This window comes from Extensimonas vulgaris (genome assembly GCF_003337425.1).
GTDB classification, from domain to species: Bacteria; Pseudomonadota; Gammaproteobacteria; order Burkholderiales; family Burkholderiaceae_C; genus Extensimonas; species Extensimonas vulgaris.
Window position 1 is genome coordinate 320,572 of the sequence record NZ_QPJU01000001.1, and the last position, 18,308, is coordinate 338,879.

17 protein-coding genes and 2 pseudogenes are annotated in these 18,308 nt (G+C 65.1%); 6 read left to right on the forward strand and 13 right to left on the reverse strand.

Annotated elements, in window-relative coordinates; translation table 11 throughout:
- Positions 1 to 98: 98 nt before the first annotated feature.
- The 6 genes from ntrC to DFR45_RS01450 form a co-directional block, all read right to left on the reverse strand.
- A complete protein-coding gene (ntrC, locus tag DFR45_RS01425; RefSeq protein ID WP_114481914.1) occupies positions 99 to 1,751 on the reverse strand; it encodes a nitrogen regulation protein NR(I) in 1,653 nt (550 codons plus the stop codon).
- A gap of 99 nt (positions 1,752 to 1,850) precedes the next feature.
- A complete protein-coding gene (gene glnL / locus DFR45_RS01430) occupies positions 1,851 to 2,906 on the reverse strand; it encodes a nitrogen regulation protein NR(II) (RefSeq protein ID WP_277752673.1) in 1,056 nt (351 codons plus the stop codon).
- Between the two features lie 42 nt (positions 2,907 to 2,948).
- Positions 2,949 to 3,461: a hypothetical protein gene (locus tag DFR45_RS01435; protein WP_241659379.1), complete on the reverse strand. Its 513-nt coding sequence runs from the start codon at positions 3,459 to 3,461 to the stop codon at positions 2,949 to 2,951.
- Positions 3,462 to 3,640: 179 nt separating this feature from the next.
- Positions 3,641 to 5,056, reverse strand: a complete 1,416-nt coding sequence (glnA, locus tag DFR45_RS01440; RefSeq protein WP_114482185.1) for a type I glutamate--ammonia ligase — start codon at positions 5,054 to 5,056, stop codon at positions 3,641 to 3,643.
- Between the two features lie 251 nt (positions 5,057 to 5,307).
- Positions 5,308 to 6,129 (reverse strand): competence/damage-inducible protein A, encoded by an 822-nt coding sequence (locus DFR45_RS01445; protein WP_114481916.1) that lies wholly within the window; start codon positions 6,127 to 6,129, stop codon positions 5,308 to 5,310.
- Between the two features lie 259 nt (positions 6,130 to 6,388).
- A complete protein-coding gene (locus DFR45_RS01450) occupies positions 6,389 to 7,495 on the reverse strand; it encodes a porin (RefSeq protein ID WP_114481917.1) in 1,107 nt (368 codons plus the stop codon).
- A 391-nt stretch (positions 7,496 to 7,886) separates the two neighbouring features.
- Here DFR45_RS01450 and coq7 point away from each other — a divergent pair, with 391 nt between their 5' ends.
- A complete protein-coding gene (coq7, locus tag DFR45_RS01455) occupies positions 7,887 to 8,522 on the forward strand; it encodes a 2-polyprenyl-3-methyl-6-methoxy-1,4-benzoquinone monooxygenase (protein WP_114481918.1) in 636 nt (211 codons plus the stop codon).
- Between the two features lie 126 nt (positions 8,523 to 8,648).
- On the opposite strand, the gene DFR45_RS01460 is transcribed toward coq7, so the two are convergent.
- Positions 8,649 to 9,098: an OsmC family protein gene (locus DFR45_RS01460; protein ID WP_114481919.1), complete on the reverse strand. Its 450-nt coding sequence runs from the start codon at positions 9,096 to 9,098 to the stop codon at positions 8,649 to 8,651.
- A 298-nt stretch (positions 9,099 to 9,396) separates the two neighbouring features.
- Between DFR45_RS01460 and ilvA the strand changes: the two genes are divergently transcribed.
- Both ilvA and DFR45_RS01470 read left to right on the forward strand, forming a co-directional pair.
- Positions 9,397 to 10,950, forward strand: coding sequence for a threonine ammonia-lyase, biosynthetic (ilvA, locus tag DFR45_RS01465; protein ID WP_114481920.1), 1,554 nt, complete (start codon positions 9,397 to 9,399; stop codon positions 10,948 to 10,950).
- A 70-nt stretch (positions 10,951 to 11,020) separates the two neighbouring features.
- A complete protein-coding gene (locus DFR45_RS01470; RefSeq protein ID WP_114481921.1) occupies positions 11,021 to 11,821 on the forward strand; it encodes an adenosylcobinamide-GDP ribazoletransferase in 801 nt (266 codons plus the stop codon).
- Here the strand turns inward: DFR45_RS01470 and thpR are convergent.
- Both thpR and DFR45_RS01480 read right to left on the reverse strand, forming a co-directional pair.
- Positions 11,794 to 12,402: an RNA 2',3'-cyclic phosphodiesterase gene (gene thpR / locus DFR45_RS01475; protein WP_144686922.1), complete on the reverse strand. Its 609-nt coding sequence runs from the start codon at positions 12,400 to 12,402 to the stop codon at positions 11,794 to 11,796. The two genes, DFR45_RS01470 and thpR, sit on opposite strands and share 28 nt — an antisense overlap.
- A gap of 30 nt (positions 12,403 to 12,432) precedes the next feature.
- Entirely contained in the window at positions 12,433 to 13,260 is an 828-nt protein-coding gene (locus DFR45_RS01480) for an ABC transporter permease (protein ID WP_114481923.1), read from the reverse strand.
- A gap of 183 nt (positions 13,261 to 13,443) precedes the next feature.
- On the opposite strand from DFR45_RS01480, the gene purT reads away from it, so the two are divergent.
- On the forward strand, positions 13,444 to 14,673 hold the full coding sequence (gene purT / locus DFR45_RS01485) for a formate-dependent phosphoribosylglycinamide formyltransferase (RefSeq protein ID WP_114481924.1): 1,230 nt from the start codon (positions 13,444 to 13,446) through the stop codon (positions 14,671 to 14,673).
- A 48-nt stretch (positions 14,674 to 14,721) separates the two neighbouring features.
- Here the strand turns inward: purT and DFR45_RS01490 are convergent, their stop codons facing one another.
- Complete coding sequence (locus DFR45_RS01490) at positions 14,722 to 15,663, reverse strand: ATP-binding cassette domain-containing protein (RefSeq protein ID WP_114481925.1); 942 nt, start codon at positions 15,661 to 15,663, stop codon at positions 14,722 to 14,724.
- Positions 15,664 to 16,036: 373 nt separating this feature from the next.
- Positions 16,037 to 16,321, reverse strand: a pseudogene (locus tag DFR45_RS01495) (AMP nucleosidase); the annotation flags it as partial.
- On the opposite strand from DFR45_RS01495, the gene ybeY reads away from it, so the two are divergent.
- Positions 16,307 to 16,735, forward strand: a complete 429-nt coding sequence (ybeY, locus tag DFR45_RS01500) for an rRNA maturation RNase YbeY (protein WP_114482186.1) — start codon at positions 16,307 to 16,309, stop codon at positions 16,733 to 16,735. The pseudogene DFR45_RS01495 and the gene ybeY sit on opposite strands and share 15 nt — an antisense overlap.
- A 92-nt stretch (positions 16,736 to 16,827) precedes the next feature.
- Here ybeY and DFR45_RS14290 read toward each other — a convergent pair whose 3' ends face one another.
- Positions 16,828 to 17,556 carry a hypothetical protein gene (locus DFR45_RS14290; RefSeq protein WP_144686923.1) on the reverse strand — a complete coding sequence of 243 codons (729 nt, stop codon included), beginning with the start codon at positions 17,554 to 17,556 and terminating at the stop codon, positions 16,828 to 16,830.
- A gap of 143 nt (positions 17,557 to 17,699) precedes the next feature.
- On the opposite strand from DFR45_RS14290, the gene DFR45_RS01505 reads away from it, so the two are divergent.
- The gene (locus DFR45_RS01505) at positions 17,700 to 17,963 is read left to right on the forward strand and encodes a helix-turn-helix domain-containing protein (RefSeq protein WP_114481926.1); all 264 of its coding nucleotides are present in this window, start codon (positions 17,700 to 17,702) and stop codon (positions 17,961 to 17,963) included.
- 134 nt (positions 17,964 to 18,097) lie between these two features.
- On the opposite strand, the pseudogene DFR45_RS01510 reads toward DFR45_RS01505, so the two are convergent.
- Positions 18,098 to 18,308 (reverse strand): annotated as a pseudogene (locus tag DFR45_RS01510) (AMP nucleosidase); the annotation flags it as partial.

Here is an 18,308-nt window from a genome sequence, read left to right on the forward strand (position 1 = left end):
CTGTTGCCAAGGCCCCATGGATTGCCGCGGGCCTGCGGCCCTCGCAATGACGGGGGACGATCGGCCCGCGTGCCAACAGGACAATCTGGGATAAACGATCACTCGGGCGGCGCGTCCAGCCCCAGCTCCTGGATCTTGCGCGTGATGGTGTTGCGCCCTATGCCCAGGCGCTGCGCCGCCTCCATGCGCCGGCCGTGCGTCGCGGCGAGCGCGGTGCGGATCAGGCGCGACTCGAAGCGGCGCGTGAGCGCGTCCCAGACCTCGCTGTGGCCGCTCGCGAGCAGCTTTTGCGCCTCGGCCTCGAGCCAGCGCTCCCAATCGCCTGCGCCGGCTCCTTCCGCCGCTGCTGCGCGCGTGCCGTTCACCGATGCGGGCTGCGCCGCCAGCGGCACTGCAGCCGCCGCCATGCCCCAGGCTCCTGCCGGCGTGCTGGCCGCCAGCGGCGCAGGGCTTGGCGGCGCGGCAAACGCCGCTGCCACAGGTGCTACAGGTGCCGCAGGTGCCGCCGTTGTAGGTGCCAGCGTCGCAGCGCCACTGGCGGCGGCGGGCGCAGAGGCCGGCGCTTCGAGCGCGGGCGCCTCGAGCACTTCGGGCGGCAAGTCCTGCACCGAAATCACCTGCGCCGGCGCCATCACCGTGAGCCAGTGGCAGATGTTTTCGAGCTGGCGCACGTTGCCCGGAAAGGCAAACTGCTGCAGCCGCGCGAGCGCCGCGTCCGAGATGCGCTTGGGCTCCACGCCGAGCTGGCGCGCGCTGTGCTGCAGAAAATGGCGCGTGAGCATGGGAATGTCCTCGCGCCGCTCGCGCAGCGGCGGCAAGCGCAGGCGGATCACGTTGAGGCGGTGGAACAAATCCTCGCGGAACGCCCCTTCCTTCACGCGCCGCTCCAGGTCCTGGTGCGTCGCGGCGATCACGCGCACGCGCACCTTCACGGCCGCATGCCCGCCGACGCGGTAAAACTGCCCGTCCGAGAGCACGCGCAGCAGGCGCGTTTGCAAGTCGAACGGCATGTCGCCGATCTCGTCGAGGAACAGCGTGCCGCCCTCGGCCTGCTCGAAGCGCCCGCGCCGCTGCGTCTGCGCGCCCGTGAAGGCGCCGCGCTCGTGGCCGAACAGCTCGGATTCGAGCAAGTCCTTGGGGATCGCAGCCGTGTTGATGGCCACGAACGGCCCGCCCGCCACGGGCGAGTGCTTGTGCAGCGCGCGCGCCACGAGCTCCTTGCCCGTGCCCGACTCGCCCGTGATCAGCACCGTGACCTGGCTCTGGCTCAGGCGCCCGATGGCGCGAAACACGTCCTGCATCGCCGGCGCCTGGCCGAGCATCTCGGGCGCTGCGCTCTGGCCGTCCTCGACGACCTCCTCGCGCTGGCGCTCCTCGACCGCGCGGCGGATCAGCTCCACCGCCTTGTTGAGATCGAACGGTTTGGGCAAATACTCGAACGCGCCGCGCTGGAACGCCGATACCGCGCTATCGAGATCAGAGTACGCCGTCATGATGATGACCGGCAGCCCCGGCTCGCGTTCGCGCACTTTCTCGAGCAGCTGCAGGCCCGAGCCACCCGGCATGCGGATGTCGCTCACGAGCACCTGCGGCCCTTGCTGCGCGTCGTCGCCCGATGCCACGTCGGCCAGGGCCTCGAGCACTTCGCGCGGATGCGAAAAGCTGCGCGTGGGCAGGTCTTCGCGCGCCAGCGCCTTTTCCAGGACGAAGCGGATCGAAGGGTCGTCATCTACTATCCAGATCGGCTTCATGCGTCTCTCCACATTCCGTTTGTTTGCTGCATCTCGGGCGAGCCTGGCGCGCTGGCCGCAGCGCAGCACTCGCCAGACATCACCGGCAGTGCGCCCGCCTCAAGGCAGCGGCAGCAGGATGCGAAAGTCGGTGCGTCCGGGCTCGCTCTCGCACTCGATCAAGCCATCGTGCTGCTGCACGAAAGTCTGCGCGAGCGTCAGCCCCAGCCCCGACCCGCCTTCGCGCCCCGACACCAAGGGATAAAAAATCCTGTCCTTGATGGCTTCCGGCACGCCCGGCCCGTTGTCGATGACATGCAATTCCAATGCCAGCCGATAGCGCTTGCGCCCAAAGGTCACCTGGCGCAGCACCCGCGTGCGCAGCGTGATGCAGGCGTCGCCCGCGGCGATGCGCTCGGCGAGGGCCTGCGCCGCGTTCTGCACGATGTTCAGCAGGGCCTGGATCAGTTGCGCGCGGTCGCCGCGGAACTCGGGGATGGAGGCGTCGTAGTCGCGCTCCACGTGCAAGCCCTGCGGATGCTCGAGCAGCACCAGCGCGAGCACGCGCTCGCAGACCTCGTGGATGTTCACGTCGCCCACCTGGTGCGGATGGCGGTGCGGCGCCAGCAGGCGATCGACCAGCGCCTGCAGGCGGTCGGCCTCGTGGATGATGACCTGCGTGTATTCGCGCAGCTCACGCTGGCCCAGCTCCATCTCGAGCAACTGCGCCGCGCCGCGTATGCCGCCCAGTGGGTTCTTGATCTCGTGCGCCAGGTTGCGGATCAGTTCCTTGTTCGCCTGCACCTGCTCGCGCAGGCGCTCCTCGCGATCCTGGCGCGCGTGCTGCTCGAGCGGCCACAGCTCGACCAGAATGTCGCCCTGCCCATCCATGGCGGCCACGTTCACGTGCGCGGGAATCAGCTCGTGCTGCAAACCCCTGAGGCTGGCCTCGAAGCGCAGCCCCGCAGCTTCCTGCTGCCGCGCGCTGACCAGGGCCATCTGCAGCAGCGCCGGTTGCGCAAAAAAGCTCGCAAACTCCACCCCTTCGAGCGTGCGGCGCGACAGGCCCAGCGCGTTTTCCAGCGCCGCGTTGGCAAAGCGCACCGCGCCCTCGCCATCGAGCACGGCCACCAGGGTGGACATCCAGTCCAGCGCCTGAAAACGCTCAGCCTGCATGGTCGCCCGCCGCGCAGCCCGATGCCGGCCTACGCGCCTCGCTCATTTGCTGCCGCCCGACGAGGCCGGCAGACGCCCCAGCTCGCGGCGCAGGCTCGCAATATCGCTCTCCACGCGGTCGATTTCGGCCTTGAGCGCGGCCGTGCGCTCCTGGTAGGCTTGCACGTTGCGCATTTCGAGCGCGCTGCGCTGCGGAAAGCCATCGTTGTATTCCTTGAGCAATTCGGCGCGGCGCGCCTCGGCCTTGCGCAGCTCGGCCTCGAGAATGGCGCGCGCATCGCTGTCGCGCGCACGCTGCTCGCTGTCGTTCACACGCGGCGCGGCTGCAGGCGCAGCCGAAGGAGCCGCACCCGACGCGGGCGCCGGACGCATTCCCGGCACCACGGTGACGTTGCCCCCTTCGACCAGCTTGCACCCGCGCTCCTTGGCCCGCGTGGCATCGTTGGTGTATTCGTTGCCACAGCGGTAAATCCGGTTTTGCGCCCAAGCCGGCGCCGCAGCACCGGCCACGGCAAGAGCGAGCAACAGCAAAGGCGTGGTGGGCGGTTTTGTCATTCATCTTCCTCGTGCGGGGCCGGCGGACTGAGTGTCGCTGGCGGGGTTGGATTCGCAAGTATCCCGCAATTCGCCAAGCCCTTCGCCCCCACTGCCGCGCAGCTGAAAACGAAAAAAGGCGACTGAGGCCGCCTTTTTCTCGCACCGATGCCGCGTGCAGACGGGGCATCTTGCGCTCATCAGAGCGAGTAATACATGTCGTATTCGACCGGATGCACGGCCATGCGATAGCGCGTCACTTCGCCCATCTTCAGCTCGATGTAAGCGTCGAGCATGGAGTCGGTGAACACACCGCCCTTGGTCAGGAAGGCGCGGTCGTTGTCCAGCGCCTCGAGCGCCTGGTCTAGGCTATGGCACACGGTGGGAACCAGCTTGTCCTCTTCGGGCGGCAGGTGGTACAAGTCCTTGGTTGCGGCTTCACCCGGATGGATCTTGTTTTCCACGCCGTCGAGCCCGGCCATCAGCATGGCCGCAAACCCGAGGTAGGGGTTCATCAGCGGATCAGGGAAGCGCGCCTCGATGCGCCGCCCCTTGGGGTTGGCCACGTAAGGAATGCGGATCGACGCCGAGCGGTTGCGCGACGAATACGCGAGCTTCACCGGCGCCTCGAAGTGCGGCACCAGGCGCTTGTAGCTGTTCGTGCCAGGGTTGGTGATGGCGTTGAGCGCGCGTGCATGTTTGATGATGCCGCCGATGTAATAGAGCGCAAACTCCGACAAGCCCGCATAACCGTCGCCCGCGAACAGGTTTTTGCCGTCTTTCCACACCGACTGGTGCACGTGCATGCCCGAGCCGTTGTCGCCTGCATAGGGCTTGGGCATGAAGGTCGCCGTCTTGCCATAGGCGTTGGCCACGTTGTGGATCACGTATTTTTGCAACTGCGTCCAGTCGGCGCGCTCGACCAGCGTGCTGAACTTGGTGCCGATTTCGTTCTGGCCCGCACCCGCCACTTCGTGGTGGAACACCTCGACCGGAATGCCCAGGGATTCGAGGATCAGCGACATCTCGGCGCGCATGTCCTGCGTGCTGTCCACGGGCGGCACGGGGAAGTACCCGCCCTTGACCGTCGGGCGGTGGCCGCGGTTGCCGGATTCCATCTTGGTACCCGAATTCCAGGGGGCCTCGTATTCCTCGATCTCATACATCACGTGACCGGGCTCGGTACTCCAGCGCACGCCGTCGAAAATGAAGAATTCGGGCTCGGGGCCGAAAAATGCGGCGTCCCCCAGGCCGGAGGCCTTGAGGTAGGCCTCGGCGCGCTTGGCGATCGAGCGCGGATCACGGTCGTAGGCTTTGCCGTCGCTGGGCTCGATCACGTCGCAGGTCAAAATCAGCGTGGTTTCTTCGAAGAACGGATCGATATTGGCCGTATTCGGGTCAGGGATCAGCTGCATGTCGGACGCTTCGATGCCCTTCCAGCCGGCGATCGAGGAGCCGTCGAAGGCGTGCCCGGAAATGAACTTGTCTTCATCGAAATGCGAGATCGGCACCGTGGTGTGCTGCTGCTTGCCACGGGTGTCGGTAAAGCGAAAGTCAACGAACTTGACTTCGTTTTCCTTGATCATCTTCATCACGTCTGCAACGGTTTTGGCCATCAGGTTCTCCAGAAAAGGCAATGAAAAATAACAACACGACTTACGCAAATCGGGGGCAGGCAAGGCGCTCGCCCCTTGGCAAAACACTTTGCGGCATCCTTGTTTGCGCAAGTCCAGAGCAACAAACTAAAAGCAGTTACCGTGCCAGCCCAAGCCGCCACTGCACCACGACAGCGCGCCAGAAGCCCACACACGTTCCCCGCGATCGCGAATGCACCATCTCGGTGCATTTTTTGCATGAAAAAAGTGAATCAACCGTTTCGCACCGTTTCGGCACCTTGTTCTGCACCAATTTCGCGCAGTCCTGCCAGCAATATCTCCCAGGCTGCGGCCACATGTTCGGTCGGGCCTTTGACGCCAATTTCGATGTGACGGCCATGAATCGGGTCATCGACGCTGGGCAAGCTGAAGGTGCGCACACGCGGATGCTGGCGCTCTATCCGCTCCATCAGCGCAACGAGCTCTGACTCCTGGACGCCGAAGATGCGCACCGAGCGTTCTTGCTGCGGCGCACGGTGAAAGAGCGCAGCGTAGTAACGCGCCAGCACCCACTCGATCATGGGCCAAGCCATCACGGGAAAGCCGGGGACGAAATGTACCGCACCCGGCCCCTTGCCAAAGCAGCTGAACCCCGGAATTTTGTTGTAGGGATTCGGAATGATGCGCGCCCCGACAGGAAACATGCCCATCTGCAGGCGCTGCACGTTGTCAGGGCGCTGCGGCTCGTACGGCAGCCCTTGCTCTCGCGCCATGTCCTGCATGCGCTCGCGAATCAAAACCTCTGCCTCGGGATGCAGAGCAAGCTCCACGTTCAGAGCACGCGCGGCACACTGGCGCGTGTGATCGTCGGGCGTCGCGCCAATGCCTCCGCATGAAAAAACGATGTCGCCCGACGCAAATGCGGCGCGCAAACTGCTCGTGATGCGCACCGGGTCATCACCGACATACGCCACATGGGCCAGCCGCAGTCCACGTGCGGCAAGCAGTTCCATGACTTTGGCCATGTGCTTGTCAGCGCGTTTGCCCGACAAGATTTCATCGCCAATGATGAGCAATCCGATCTTTGGAATCATCCTTCACCCTTTGTTTGCATTGCACGACGGCGCCTGCGCAATGCCTGGCTGTACCGGCAACTGCCGCGCATCGGGCCTGCGCGCAAAACCGCATCCAGCATCGACCTCATGCAGCGAGCATATCCCGGCCGATAAAGTGCAGGCGGGGTGCATGCTTGTTTTTTGAACTTTTGAACGCCAAAACGCCAAACGCCAGCCCATGGGCTGGCGTTTGGCTTGGAATCACACCCAAAGGCCGCGCAAAGCAGCCTCGGAGGGATTAGAACGAGTGGCTGATACCGAACTCGTAGGCGTTGACGGACTCGCCAGCCTTGATCGTTATGCCGGACAGACCGCTGATGCCAGTACCGCGTGCAGCGACACCGTCATTGGAGACGTGCGAGTACGTCCCATACAGAGCGGTACGCTTGGACAGGTTATAGACATAACCCAGAGCGTACTGCTTGGACTTGTCGTTCGGAGCGTTATCGCTCTTGTTACGCAGGTCGTTGTACGAGAAACGCACCACACCAGGGCCCACGGGAGCAGTCAGACCGACCAGCCACATTTGGTACTTCTTCTCAGGCAGACCGCCTTCCGACTTGGCCTTTTCCTGGCTCCACATCGCGAAGGGCTTGATCACGCCGAAGTCGTAGCTGGCGCCGATGCTGTAAGCCTCTGCGTCCTGCAGGAGAGCGGAGCTTGCCTTCGTAGGATCCTTGTCGGACAAAGCGTTCTTCTTGATCTTCATGTAGTCGGCGCCGATGTTCAGCGGGCCGTTGGCATAGCCGCCACGCACACCATAGCCATCGCCGTTGTTGGTCATGTTGGTGTTATACGGAGCAGCACTGCCAGCCTTCTCGCCGAAGATGTATTGCACCTGGCCGTAGAAGCCGCCGAGGTTCGAAGGCAGGAAGTAGCTGATCGTGTTGCTCTTGCGATCGTCGATGCCGGTGATCTGGTTCTTCATCAGGCTGCCGGAGCCAGTAGCCTCGAACGGATCGAAGGCCAGCAAGTTGTTGTAGTGCACGGCGTTGTCGCGGCCGAGGCGCACTTCACCCCAGTTGTCGCCCATCAGGCTGATGGTCGAGCGGCGCTTGAATTGCAGACCGCCGCCGTAGGCGCCGTTTTTGTTGCCGTCGCCGGTGTCAGCGTTGATGCCGGCTTCGAGCCAGAAGCCAGCCTTGAGGCCACCGCCGAGGTCTTCCACACCACGAACGCCCAGACGGCTCGTCTTGAGGCCACCGTTGGTCAGGCCGGTCACCGAGTTGGTGCCAGAGCTGTGCCCCACACCCACGTCCATCACGCCAAACAGGGTGACGGAAGATTGCGCCATGGCAGCGCCAGAAGCTGCCAGGACAGCCAAGGCGATCAGAGACTTTTTCATTGCGAATACTCCTTTGGGTTAAACATGCAGCGCCGGTTGGATGCGTGGGACATGTAAAAGTTGCATGCCTCTACATCACCGGGCGACAACCTCCTTGTCCAGGAAGTTGCTGTTATTGCACCAGACGCAGGCGTATTGCGCAAAGAAAAAGCGCAGCCTAGGGTTAACCCGTTGCTGCACCGCAACAGTCCGCTCTTTGATCGGCCTGTCATTTTCATGCCGTATTGCAAAAATATGCCCTAACCCATTGATCTATCTCTATAAAACCTCCTCTTTCGACTTTGTCGTCAGCGCCTCGATCTACAATGCCCCGCACTTGTGCCGCCTCTCTCGGGATGCGACAAGCACATTTCATGCCTCCACATTCCCCTTTTGCTTTCATAGCCATTGCATGGACTCCTTGCTTACTGCTGCCGATACGGCATTGCGCACCTTGTTCGCCAATCCCAAGGCTGCGCAAGAATCACCTGCGGCATCGGCTGCGCCCGCCAGCGCACAGACGGACGCCGCGCTCTCGCCCGAGGAAAAGCGCCTTGCGGGCGCGTTGATGCGTGTGAACCACGTGGGCGAGGTCTGCGCGCAGGCGCTCTACACGGCGCAGGCGGCCGTCACGCGCGATGCGGCCTTGCGCCAGCATCTTTTGCAGGCCGCGCGCGAGGAGCTCGACCACCTGGCCTGGACGCGCGAGCGCATTGACGCACTGGGCGCGCGCCCCAGCCTGCTCAACCCGCTGTGGTTCGCGGGCGCATTTGCCATCGGTTTGGTTGCGGCCAAGGTCAGCGACCGCGTGAGCCTGGGTTTCGTGGTCGAGACGGAAAACCAGGTGTCCGCACACCTGCAAAGCCATTTGCAGCGCCTGCCCGCGCAGGACGCCGCCTCGCGCGCCGTGGTGGCGCGCATGAAGGACGACGAGGAGCGCCACGCCGCAAACGCGCGCGCCGCCGGCGCGATCGAGCTGCCGCCGCCCGCGCGTGCGCTCATGAAACTCGCCGCCAAGGTCATGACGACGACGGCGCATTTCATTTGACTTGCCGCGCCAGCAGCGGCGCACTCAGACCTCCTGGACTTACGCAAACAAGGATGCAGCAACGTTTTTTGTCAGGGGACAAGCGCCTTGCCTGACCCCGTTTTGCGTAAGTCGTGACCTCTTTGCTCAAACCTCCACGATCTCGAAGCCGGTGCTGATCTGCGCCGTCTTGCCCAGCATGATGCTGGCCGAGCAGTATTTTTCGTGGCTCATGGCGATGGCGCGCTGCACCGCCGCGGGCGGGATGCCCTTGCCCGTCACGGTGAAGTGCATGTGGATGCGTGTGAACACCTTGGGGTCGGTGTCGGCGCGTTCGGCCGTGAGCTTGACGCTGCAGCCGCGCACGTCGTGGCGCCCGCGCTTGAGAATCAGTACCACGTCGTAGGCCGTGCAGCCGCCCGTGCCCGCGAGCACGGTTTCCATGGGGCGCGGCGCCAGGTTCTGGCCGCCGTTGGCGGGGTTGGCGGCGTCGGGCGCGCCGTCCATGGCGAGCACGTGGCCGCTGCCGGTTTCTGCCACGAAGCCCATGGCCGAGCGCGTGCCGGCCGCGCCGGTCCAGGTAACTGTGCATTCCATATTCCAAATTCCTCCAGCTGGTTTGTGCCGCTTTTGCAACACCTTGGGTTCATGAAGCGTTTTTTGCTGCATTGCAACAAATGCTGTGCTACAGTAGCGCCATGCGTTGATTCTTTGTAGCAACGCCTCGATTGTCTCCTCCATCTCCTCAAAGGATGGATTCAGCCCCGGGCCGCAACGCCTGGGGCTTTTTTTTTTGCCTTTTTTGCGCTCTTGTGCGCCTTTTCGCGCCTTTCCCGGCGACTGCCACGGCCTATGATGACGGCCCCGCACGCGCTGGCTTCCTCTCGATTGCCCCATGAGTTCACACCTGACCCCTTTCGACTACCTGAAAAAAATCCTCACCGCGCGCGTCTATGACGTGGCGGTGGAGTCGCCGCTCGAGCCCGCGCGCAACCTGAGCCGGCGCCTGCACAACAAGGTGCTGCTCAAGCGCGAAGACCAGCAGCCTGTGTTCAGCTTCAAGCTGCGCGGCGCGTACAACAAGATGGCGCAGCTCAGCCCCGAGCAATTGCAGCGCGGGGTGATCTGCGCCTCGGCGGGCAACCATGCGCAGGGCGTGGCCATGAGCGCGCACAAGCTCGGCACGCGCGCCGTGATCGTCATGCCCACGACCACGCCGCAGCTCAAGATCGACGCCGTCAAGACGCTGGGCGGCGAGGTGGTGCTGTGGGGCGACAGCTATTCCGACGCCTACACGCACGCGGTGCAGCTCGAGCGCGAACAGGGCCTGACCTTCGTGCATCCGTTCGACGACCCGGACGTGATCGCAGGCCAGGGCACGATCGCGATGGAAATCCTGCGCCAGCTGCAAAGCCTGGGCAGCAACCGGCTCGACGCGGTGTTCGTCGCGATCGGCGGCGGCGGGCTCGTGAGCGGCGTGGCGAACTACATCAAGGCCGTGCGCCCCGAGATCAAGGTGATCGGCGTGCAGATGAACGACTCCGACGCCATGCTGCGCTCGGTGCAGGCGCAAGAGCGCGTCACCCTGCCCGACGTGGGCCTGTTTTCGGACGGCACGGCCGTGAAGCTCGTGGGGGAGGAGACGTTTCGCATCACGCGCGGGCTGGTCGATGGCTTCGTGAGCGTGGACACCGACGCGGTGTGCGCGGCGATCAAGGACGTCTTCGTGGACACGCGCAGCATCGTCGAGCCCGCGGGCGCGCTCGCCGTGGCGGCGATCAAACAGTACGTGGCGCAGCACAAGACGCGCGGCGAGACCTACGCGGCCATTTTGTGCGGTGCAAACATGAACTTCGACCGCCTGCGCTTCGTGGCCGAGCGCGCCGAGGTCGGCGAGGAGCGCGAGGCGCTGCTCGCGGTGACGATTCCCGAAGAGCGCGGCAGCTTTCGGCGCTTTTGCGAGCTCATCGGCAGCCTGCCCGGCGGGCCGCGCAACGTGACCGAGTTCAACTACCGCATCAGCGACGCCGCGCTCGCGCACGTGTTCGTGGGCCTGACCACGCACGGGCGCGGCGAGTCGAAAAAAATCGCCCAGCACTTCGAGCGCCACGGTTTTCGCGCGCTGGACCTCACGCACGACGAGCTCTCCAAGGAGCATCTGCGCCACCTCGTGGGCGGCCCTTCCGCGCTCGCGCAGGACGAGCGCCTGCTGCGCTTCGTCTTCCCCGAGCGGCCCGGCGCGCTGCTCAAGTTTTTGAGCCTGATGCAGCCGAGCTGGAACATCAGCCTGTTCCACTACCGCAACCAGGGTGCGGACTACGGCCGCATCCTTGTGGGCCTGCAGGTGCCGCCCGAGGACGATGCGCTGTTCGCAGAGTTTCTGGCCACGTTGGGCTACCCCTGGGTGGAAGAGACGGACAACCCGGCGTACCAACTCTTCTTGCGCTGAATTTTGAGCCAAATCGGCCTTTAGCCCAGATTGGATAAGCGCGAGCAGCTATCGATTCAGGATCAACTCGATGCGCCAAGCCCTGCGCCACTACCTGCTCGCGCTGCAGTTTTTCACGCGCATTCCGGTCACGGGCCGGCTCGCGCGCTGGGTGGGTTACAGCCCGGCCTTGCTGCGCGCGAGCGCTGCGCATTTTCCGGGCGTGGGCTGGATCGTCGCGGGCGCGGCGGCGCTCGTGTATGCGGCCTTGCACCTGGCGCTCGCGCCCAAGCCCGGGGCGAGCGCAGTGGCGGCGGTATTCAGCACCATCGCCACGGTGCTGCTCACGGGCGGCTTTCATGAAGACGGCCTGTGCGACGTGGCCGACGGGCTCGGCGGAAGTCTGGAGCGCGCGCGTGCGCTCGAAATCATGAAAGATTCGCGCATCGGCGCGTTTGGCGCCATGGCGCTGGTGCTCGCGCTGCTGGCCAAGGTCAGCCTGCTCGCGCTGCTGGGCGCGCAAAACCCCACGCCTGCACTCGCGGCACTCGCGGGTGCGCACGTGCTGTCGCGCTTGTGGCCGCTGCTCGTGGTGCGCACGCTGGCGCACGTGGGCGACAGCGCACGCTCCAAAAGCAAGCCGCTGGCCGACCAGATCAGCTCCAACGCGCTGGCGACGGCCTTTTTGTGGTGTTTGATGCCGCTGGCGTTCGTGTGGTGGGCGCAGTCAGCTTTGTTTTTGGTAGCAGCTTGCACGCTCAGCGCGCTCGCCGCGGCGTGGCTTGCGTGGCGCTTTGCGCGGCGCCTGCAAGGCTACACGGGCGACTGCCTGGGCGCCGTGCAGCAGGTGGGCGAGATTGGCTTTTACCTCGGCGCGGCGCTGGCGTTGTAATGGTGCAGCACCTGGTAGCGCGTGCCCACGGTCTTTCGCGGCGCGTCGGGCGCCATCACGGGGTGCGACTCGACCAGCGCATAGCGCGAGACATGCCAGCGCACGGGGCTCGCGAGCGCTGCGGGCACCGGCGCCTCTTGCGCATCTTCCGCCTCGTAGCGCCGCGCGAGCGTGATATGCGGGCGGAACGCGCGCTGCTCCACGGGCAGGCCCAGACGCTGCAACGCCGCGCCCAGCGCCGCGTGCAAAGCTGCGAGCGCGGGCGGTAACGCATCGGGCAGCGCGACGAGCATGCCGCGCGGCCAGCGTTCGCAGCGGCGAAAGACCAGATCGAACGGTGCAAAGGGCACGCGCAAGCCTTCGACCAACGCCGGCAGCTGCGACCGCGGCACGGACCCCAAAAAGTGCAAAGTCAGGTGGATTTGCTGCGGCGGCACCTTGCGGTTGCGCGCGCCTGCAGCATCCAGGCCGAAGCGCTGCACCAAGTCTGCAGCCCAGCCGACCGGCGGCCACAGCGCAAGGAACAGGCGTGCAGTGGCCGGGGCGGCCGGAGCGGGCAAGCAAGGTGCGGGGGTGGACATGGCGCTGCACACCAACTCTGCACAGGCGCATCAAGCCCGAAAGCGCCGCCGCGTGAGTGCGAGCGCGAGCCAGAAGGCGCCGATGGTGGTGAGCGCGAGCACCAAAACGTGGCGCAAGGGCTGGGCGGGCCACTGGTCCATGAACAGGGGGCGCACGAGTTCGACCGCGTTTGTCAGGGGCAGCGCCGCCGAGAGGGTGCGCACCAGCGGCGGGAGCTGCTCGCGCGGGAAGAACACGCCTGAGAGGAACATCATGGGCGTGAGCACCAGGGTGAAGTAGTAGGTGAAAAAGTCGTAGCTCTTGGCGAGGGCATTGAAGATCAGCGCCAGGCTCGAAAACATCAGCCCCACGGCCAGCAGCACCAGCCAGGCCACGAGCAGCTTGGGGCTGTGGCTGATGCCCAGCGCGAGCATCACGCCCATGATCGCCGTGACCGTGAAGATCGACTTGAACGCGGCCCAGAGCATCTCGGCCAGCACTACATCGTCCAGGCGCAGGGGCGCGTTCAGGATGCCTTCCCAGGTTTTTTGCACGTGCATGCGCGAGAAGGCCGAATACAGCGCCTCGAAGCTCGCGGCGTTCATCGCGCTCATGCAGATCGAGCCGCTCGCAAGGAACAGGATATAGGGCACCTGCCGGCCGCCGCCCACGTCGATCTGCCCCACCAACGCCCCCATGCCGTAACCGAAGGCGACGAGCCACATCAGCGGCTCGGCGATGTTGCCCAGCAGGCTGGGCACGGCCAGCTTGCGCCAGACGAGCAGATTGCGCAAAAACACCGGCCACCAGCGCAGCGACAGGCTGGGCGGGCGCCATAGTGAGGGGGCGGGCGGGGGTGTCTGGAGGCTTGGGGTCATGGGCGCTGCGCTGGGTGGAGCAATGGAACGGTGCGGCAGGAATTATCGTTGGCGCCTGCCCTACCCGGCACCCGTCCGGCACCCATCCGGCGCCGCGCCGACCGGGCCGGGCGCGGCGGCGCGCGCTGATGCGCATGGCGAGGGCTCGATTACAGTCACGTTTTTCACCCTTGGAGCCCACCCATGACCACGATCGGAACGCCGCTATCCCCCCACGCCACCAAAGTCATGCTGCTGGGTGCCGGCGAGCTGGGCAAGGAGGTGCTGATTGCGCTGCAGCGCCTGGGCGTGGAGACCATCGCGGTCGATCGCTACGCACACGCGCCGGGCCAGCAGGTGGCGCACCATGCGCGCACCATCGTGATGAGCGACGCGGCGCAGCTCAAGGCGTTGATCGAAGCCGAGCGCCCGCACCTCGTCGTGCCCGAGATCGAGGCCATTGCCACGCCCGTGCTGCAAGAGCTCGAAGCCGCGGGTGTGGTGCGCGTGATCCCGACCGCGCGCGCGGCGCGCCTGACCATGGACCGCGAAGGCATACGGCGCCTGGCGGCCGAAACCCTGGGCCTGCCTACCAGCCCCTACCGCTTTTGCGACTCGCTCGCCGAGCTGCAAGCCGCGATCGACGGCGGCATCGGCTACCCGTGCATCGTCAAGCCGGTAATGAGCAGCTCGGGCAAAGGCCAGAGCAAGATCGACGGCCCCGCCGACGTGGCCAAGGCCTGGGACTACGCCATGGCCGGCGGGCGCGTGAACCAGACGCGGGTGATCGTCGAGGGCTTCATCGACTTCGACTACGAAATCACCCTGCTCACGGTGCGCGCACCGAATGCGTCGGGTGCACCGGAGGCGCCGGGCGCAGGCGGCCAGATCGCCACCCAGTTTTGCGCCCCCATCGGCCACGTGCAGGTCGCGGGTGACTACGTCGAGAGCTGGCAGCCGCACCCCATGCCGCCCGCGGCGCTCGACAAGGCCCAGCAGATTGCGCGCGCCGTGACCGACAACCTCGGCGGCCAGGGGATTTTTGGCGTGGAGCTGTTCGTCAAGGGCGAGCAGGTCTGGTTCAGCGAAGTCAGCCCGCGCCCGCACGACACCGGCATGGTGACCATGATCACGCAGTGGCAGAGCGAGTTCGAGCTGCACGCGCGCGCCATCCTCGGGCTGCCCGTCGATACCAGCCTGCGCAACCCGGGCGCGAGCGCCGTGATCTACGGCGGCGTGGAGGCGCGCGGTGTCGTGTTCGACGGCGTAGCTGAGGCGCTGGCCGTGCCCGGCACCGACCTGCGCCTGTTCGGCAAGCCCGAGAGCTTTGCCAAGCGCCGCATGGGCGTGGCGCTCGCGCGCGCCGACGACGTGGCCACGGCGCGCAGCCGCGCCCAGCTCGCCGCGAGCAAGGTGCGCCCGCGGGCGGCCTAAGTCAACGCCCGCGTAGGTGCGCAGCACCGCCGAACGGACAATCTGGGTTCACCCCTCGTCCCGTATCTGCCGCCCCGTGAGTTTGAGGAACAAATCCTCCAGATTCGCCGGGCGGTGCAGCGTGCGCAGCTGCGGGCGCGCCTCGAGCGCGTGCAGCAAGGGGCGCGCGTCGGGGGTGTAGAAGAACACCGTCTCGCCGCTCGTCTCCACGCGCGCGGCGAGCGCGCGCAGCGCCGCGTCCTGCGCGAGCGTGAGCGCGCCCACGCCATAGACCTCGACCACCTCGCGCTCCAGGTGCTCGGCGATCAGCGCGCGCGGTGCGCCCTCGGCGATCTTGCGGCCGTGGTCGAGCACCAGCAGGCGCGTGCACAAGCGCTCGGCCTCGTCCATGAAATGCGTGGTCAGCAAGATCGACTTGCCCTGCTGCAGCAACAGCTGCAGGCGCTCCCACATCAGGTGGCGCGCCTGCGGGTCCAGCCCCGTCGTGGGCTCGTCGAGCAGAAGCAGGCGCGGATCGTTGACCAGCGCCCGCGCGAGCGACAGGCGCCGCCGCATGCCGCCCGAGAGCTCCGCGGGCCGGGCTGCAGCCTTGCTGGCGAGCGCGGCGAATTCGAGCAACTGCGGCACGCGCGCGTCCATCACGCGGCGCCCCAGGCCAAAGTAGCGCCCATAGACGCGCAGATTCTCGGCGCAGCTGAAGTCGGGGTCGAGCGTGTCGAACTGCGCCACCACGCCGAGTTGCGCCTTGATCGCCAGCGCGTCGCGCGGCATGTACAGCGGCGCCGCGCCCGGCTGCGCGGTAAAGCGCACGCTGCCCGCGTCGGGCGCAGCCTGGCCCAGGCACATGCGCAGCGTGGTGGTCTTGCCCGCGCCGTTCGGGCCGATGATGCCCAGGCACTCGCCCGCGTCGATATGAAAAGACAAGCCATCGACGACGGCATGGTCGCCGTAGCTTTTGCGCAGGTGCTGGACTTGGAACAGAGCGGTCATGACAGTGGGGAAATTGCGAGAGGGCACGGCGCGTGCGCCACAAATTTGAACCCAGATTGTCCATTCGGCGGTGCTGCGCACCTACACGGGCGCTGGCGGACGGCTGGCGGTCATTTTGGCCGCTGCAAAGAAACCCGTCATTGCGAGCCCCGCAGGGGCGCGGCAATCCAGTCCTGTCCATTGCGGCGTGCGCAGGCGCTGTTGCCAAGGCCCCATGGATTGCCGCGGGCCTTCGGCCCTCGCAATGACGGGAACAATCATCCCGCGTCCGAATAGACAATCTGGGTTAAAAAGGTATTTTACGCAGATATATCAAGCGCAAGCAGCTATTTAAAAAAGAGCGCCACTTGCGCCATGCGCAGCCCACAAACCCTCACTGAAACGCCACTTCGGCAAAGCTGCGCAGCTTGCGGCTGTGCAGGCGCTGCGCGCCGGCGGCGCGCAGGATGTCGATCGCGTGCATGCCTATGCGCAGGTGCTGATCGACGCGCTCGCGGTAGAACTGGTTGGCCATGCCGGGCAGCTTGATTTCGCCGTGCAGCGGCTTGTCGCTCACGCACAGCAGCGTGCCGTAGGGCACGCGAAAGCGAAAACCGTTCGCGGCGATGGTGGCGCTTTCCATGTCGAGTGCGACGGCGCGGCTCTGGCTGAAGCGGCGCTGCCCTCGTCCCCAACCTCGGCGCACAAGCATGCGCGGCGCTGGATTCGCCATGCGCTCGCGCGCTACGACGAGTTCACCGTTAGCATCGTGAGCAGTGACGAAGGCCGCGCGCTGAACCGCGACTACCGCCACAAGGACTACGCAACCAACGTGCTCACCTTCGACTACGCGCAGGAGCCTATGGTGCTGGCCGACCTGGTGCTGTGCGCACCCGTGGTCGAGAGCGAGGCGCGCGCGCTGGGCAAGCCCCTGGCCGAGCACTACGCGCACCTGATCGTGCACGGCACGCTGCACGCGCAGGGCTGGGACCACGAAACCAGCGAGGCCGACGCCGAGGCCATGGAGGCGCGTGAGTCCGAAATTCTGTGCGGCCTGGGTTTGGAAGATCCTTACCAGCACAGCGATCGGTAAACGCCACGGGCCGTAAAGCGCATCGGATCAGGCCGCGCGCCAGCGTGCATCGAAATTTGCCCGCTGGACGCTTGCTACTGCTTGCTTTACGGTCACTGCTTCACGAGCCTATTTGGCGACCCTGCAGAACCATCAGTAGCCACCTCAGCGGTGTAGAGCGTTTTTGCATCCACTGGTGCGGCTATGCCCTCCGTGGCCTTGCCACTGAAGTAGCCGCATGCAGCGGCATTTGCGTACTGAAGTTTGAAGCGGAAGAAATTTTTGCCGTTTTCTGCGGCCGTCACGGTTCCTGAAAATCCACATGTCCCTACAAACCCATTCACATTGCCGCTGGCACTAATGGACAACATCGCGCCTGAATCGGCTCTGTACGAGCCCGCGTAAGCCTGCATGTTCGCGGGCTGGTCGTAGCCCGTAACGTATTGATATTGGAGGTTTTGTGTGCCGATGGAAGGTGCGCGCAAAGTGGCGGTGATTGATTGCTTTGGAACGAAACTACCCTGGATCGAACCCGTGTCTTTTGCCGTCCCCTGCCAACCGCTGATGGTTCCCGAAAACGACTGCCCGGAAGCCGAAACCTGCCCTTTGTAAGCCGTACCGGTGGTGTCGATGGCCCATACCTCACCACTTTCCAACGCAAGCGCTGCCGCGTCACCCGCAGCAGTGGTCCAAAACCCAGCCAATGCCGCCGCTGGTTGTGGCGCTGGTGTCGGTGTAGCGCCCGAGGAACCTCCATCTCCTCCACCGCAACCCGCCAGCAATCCGAGCGCTGCGAGCGCCGTCGTGATGGCTGCTGCCTCTTTCAACCCTGCCATTTTCATGAAAACCCCTTTTTCGGTTTGTTGATGGTGATTGCACGCGGCTCGGCCCCCTGCTTTGCAGTTCTGCCAGACCGAGCAGGAAACATCTTATCACAAAAAGTCTTATCTGGAATATTTTGGCTGCGCCACGACGATGCGCGGCCGTGTCCAGCTCCCTGCATGAGTCCCGCTACCAACGTCTGCGCTCCTTGCTGCGCGCAGCGCGCCGCAACGCGGGGTTGACACAGGCGCAATTGGCGCGGCGGCTGCAACTCGGGCAGTCGTTCGTCTCCAAAGTCGAGCGCGGCCAGAGCTACGTGGACGTGGTGCTGTTGGTCGATTGGTGTGATGCTTGCGGCACCTCTGCCGCGGATATCGTGAACGCATTGAAAAACGAGAAAAACGACCGCTGGCCCACTACCGCGTAAGTACGTCCGTCACCCATGCAAGAAGCCAAGGGGCGGAAACTTTTGAAAGAAATACGCCTTTTACGAAGGTACATCAAGCGCAAGCAGCTACTTAAAAAAGAGCGCCACTTGCGCCACGCGCAGCCCACAAACCCTCACTGAAACGCCACCTCGGCAAAGCTGCGCAGCTTGCGGCTGTGCAGGCGCTGCACGCCGGAGTTGCGCAGGATGTCGATGGCGTGCATGCCTATGCGCAGGTGCTGATCGACGCGCTCGCGGTAGAACTGGTTGGCCATGCCGGGCAGCTTGATTTCGCCGTGCAGCGGCTTGTCGCTCACGCACAGCAGCGTGCCGTAGGGCACGCGG

Excerpts from the sequence above, each read along its gene's own strand:
- DFR45_RS01460 (WP_114481919.1), bottom strand. The coding sequence starts at position 9,098 with ATGGAATGCACAGTTACCTGGACCGGCGCGGCCGGCACGCGCTCGGCC.
- DFR45_RS01435 (WP_241659379.1), bottom strand. The coding sequence starts at position 3,461 with ATGACAAAACCGCCCACCACGCCTTTGCTGTTGCTCGCTCTTGCCGTG.
- glnA (WP_114482185.1), bottom strand. The coding sequence starts at position 5,056 with ATGGCCAAAACCGTTGCAGACGTGATGAAGATGATCAAGGAAAACGAA.
- ilvA (WP_114481920.1), top strand. The coding sequence starts at position 9,397 with ATGAGTTCACACCTGACCCCTTTCGACTACCTGAAAAAAATCCTCACC.
- DFR45_RS01470 (WP_114481921.1), top strand. The coding sequence starts at position 11,021 with ATGCGCCAAGCCCTGCGCCACTACCTGCTCGCGCTGCAGTTTTTCACG.
- coq7 (WP_114481918.1), top strand. The coding sequence starts at position 7,887 with ATGGACTCCTTGCTTACTGCTGCCGATACGGCATTGCGCACCTTGTTC.
- DFR45_RS01480 (WP_114481923.1), bottom strand. The coding sequence starts at position 13,260 with ATGACCCCAAGCCTCCAGACACCCCCGCCCGCCCCCTCACTATGGCGC.
- DFR45_RS01490 (WP_114481925.1), bottom strand. The coding sequence starts at position 15,663 with ATGACCGCTCTGTTCCAAGTCCAGCACCTGCGCAAAAGCTACGGCGAC.
- DFR45_RS01450 (WP_114481917.1), bottom strand. The coding sequence starts at position 7,495 with ATGAAAAAGTCTCTGATCGCCTTGGCTGTCCTGGCAGCTTCTGGCGCT.
- glnL (WP_277752673.1), bottom strand. The coding sequence starts at position 2,906 with ATGCAGGCTGAGCGTTTTCAGGCGCTGGACTGGATGTCCACCCTGGTG.
- DFR45_RS14290 (WP_144686923.1), bottom strand. The coding sequence starts at position 17,556 with ATGAAAATGGCAGGGTTGAAAGAGGCAGCAGCCATCACGACGGCGCTC.
- purT (WP_114481924.1), top strand. The coding sequence starts at position 13,444 with ATGACCACGATCGGAACGCCGCTATCCCCCCACGCCACCAAAGTCATG.
- DFR45_RS01445 (WP_114481916.1), bottom strand. The coding sequence starts at position 6,129 with ATGATTCCAAAGATCGGATTGCTCATCATTGGCGATGAAATCTTGTCG.
- ntrC (WP_114481914.1), bottom strand. The coding sequence starts at position 1,751 with ATGAAGCCGATCTGGATAGTAGATGACGACCCTTCGATCCGCTTCGTC.
- thpR (WP_144686922.1), bottom strand. The coding sequence starts at position 12,402 with ATGTCCACCCCCGCACCTTGCTTGCCCGCTCCGGCCGCCCCGGCCACT.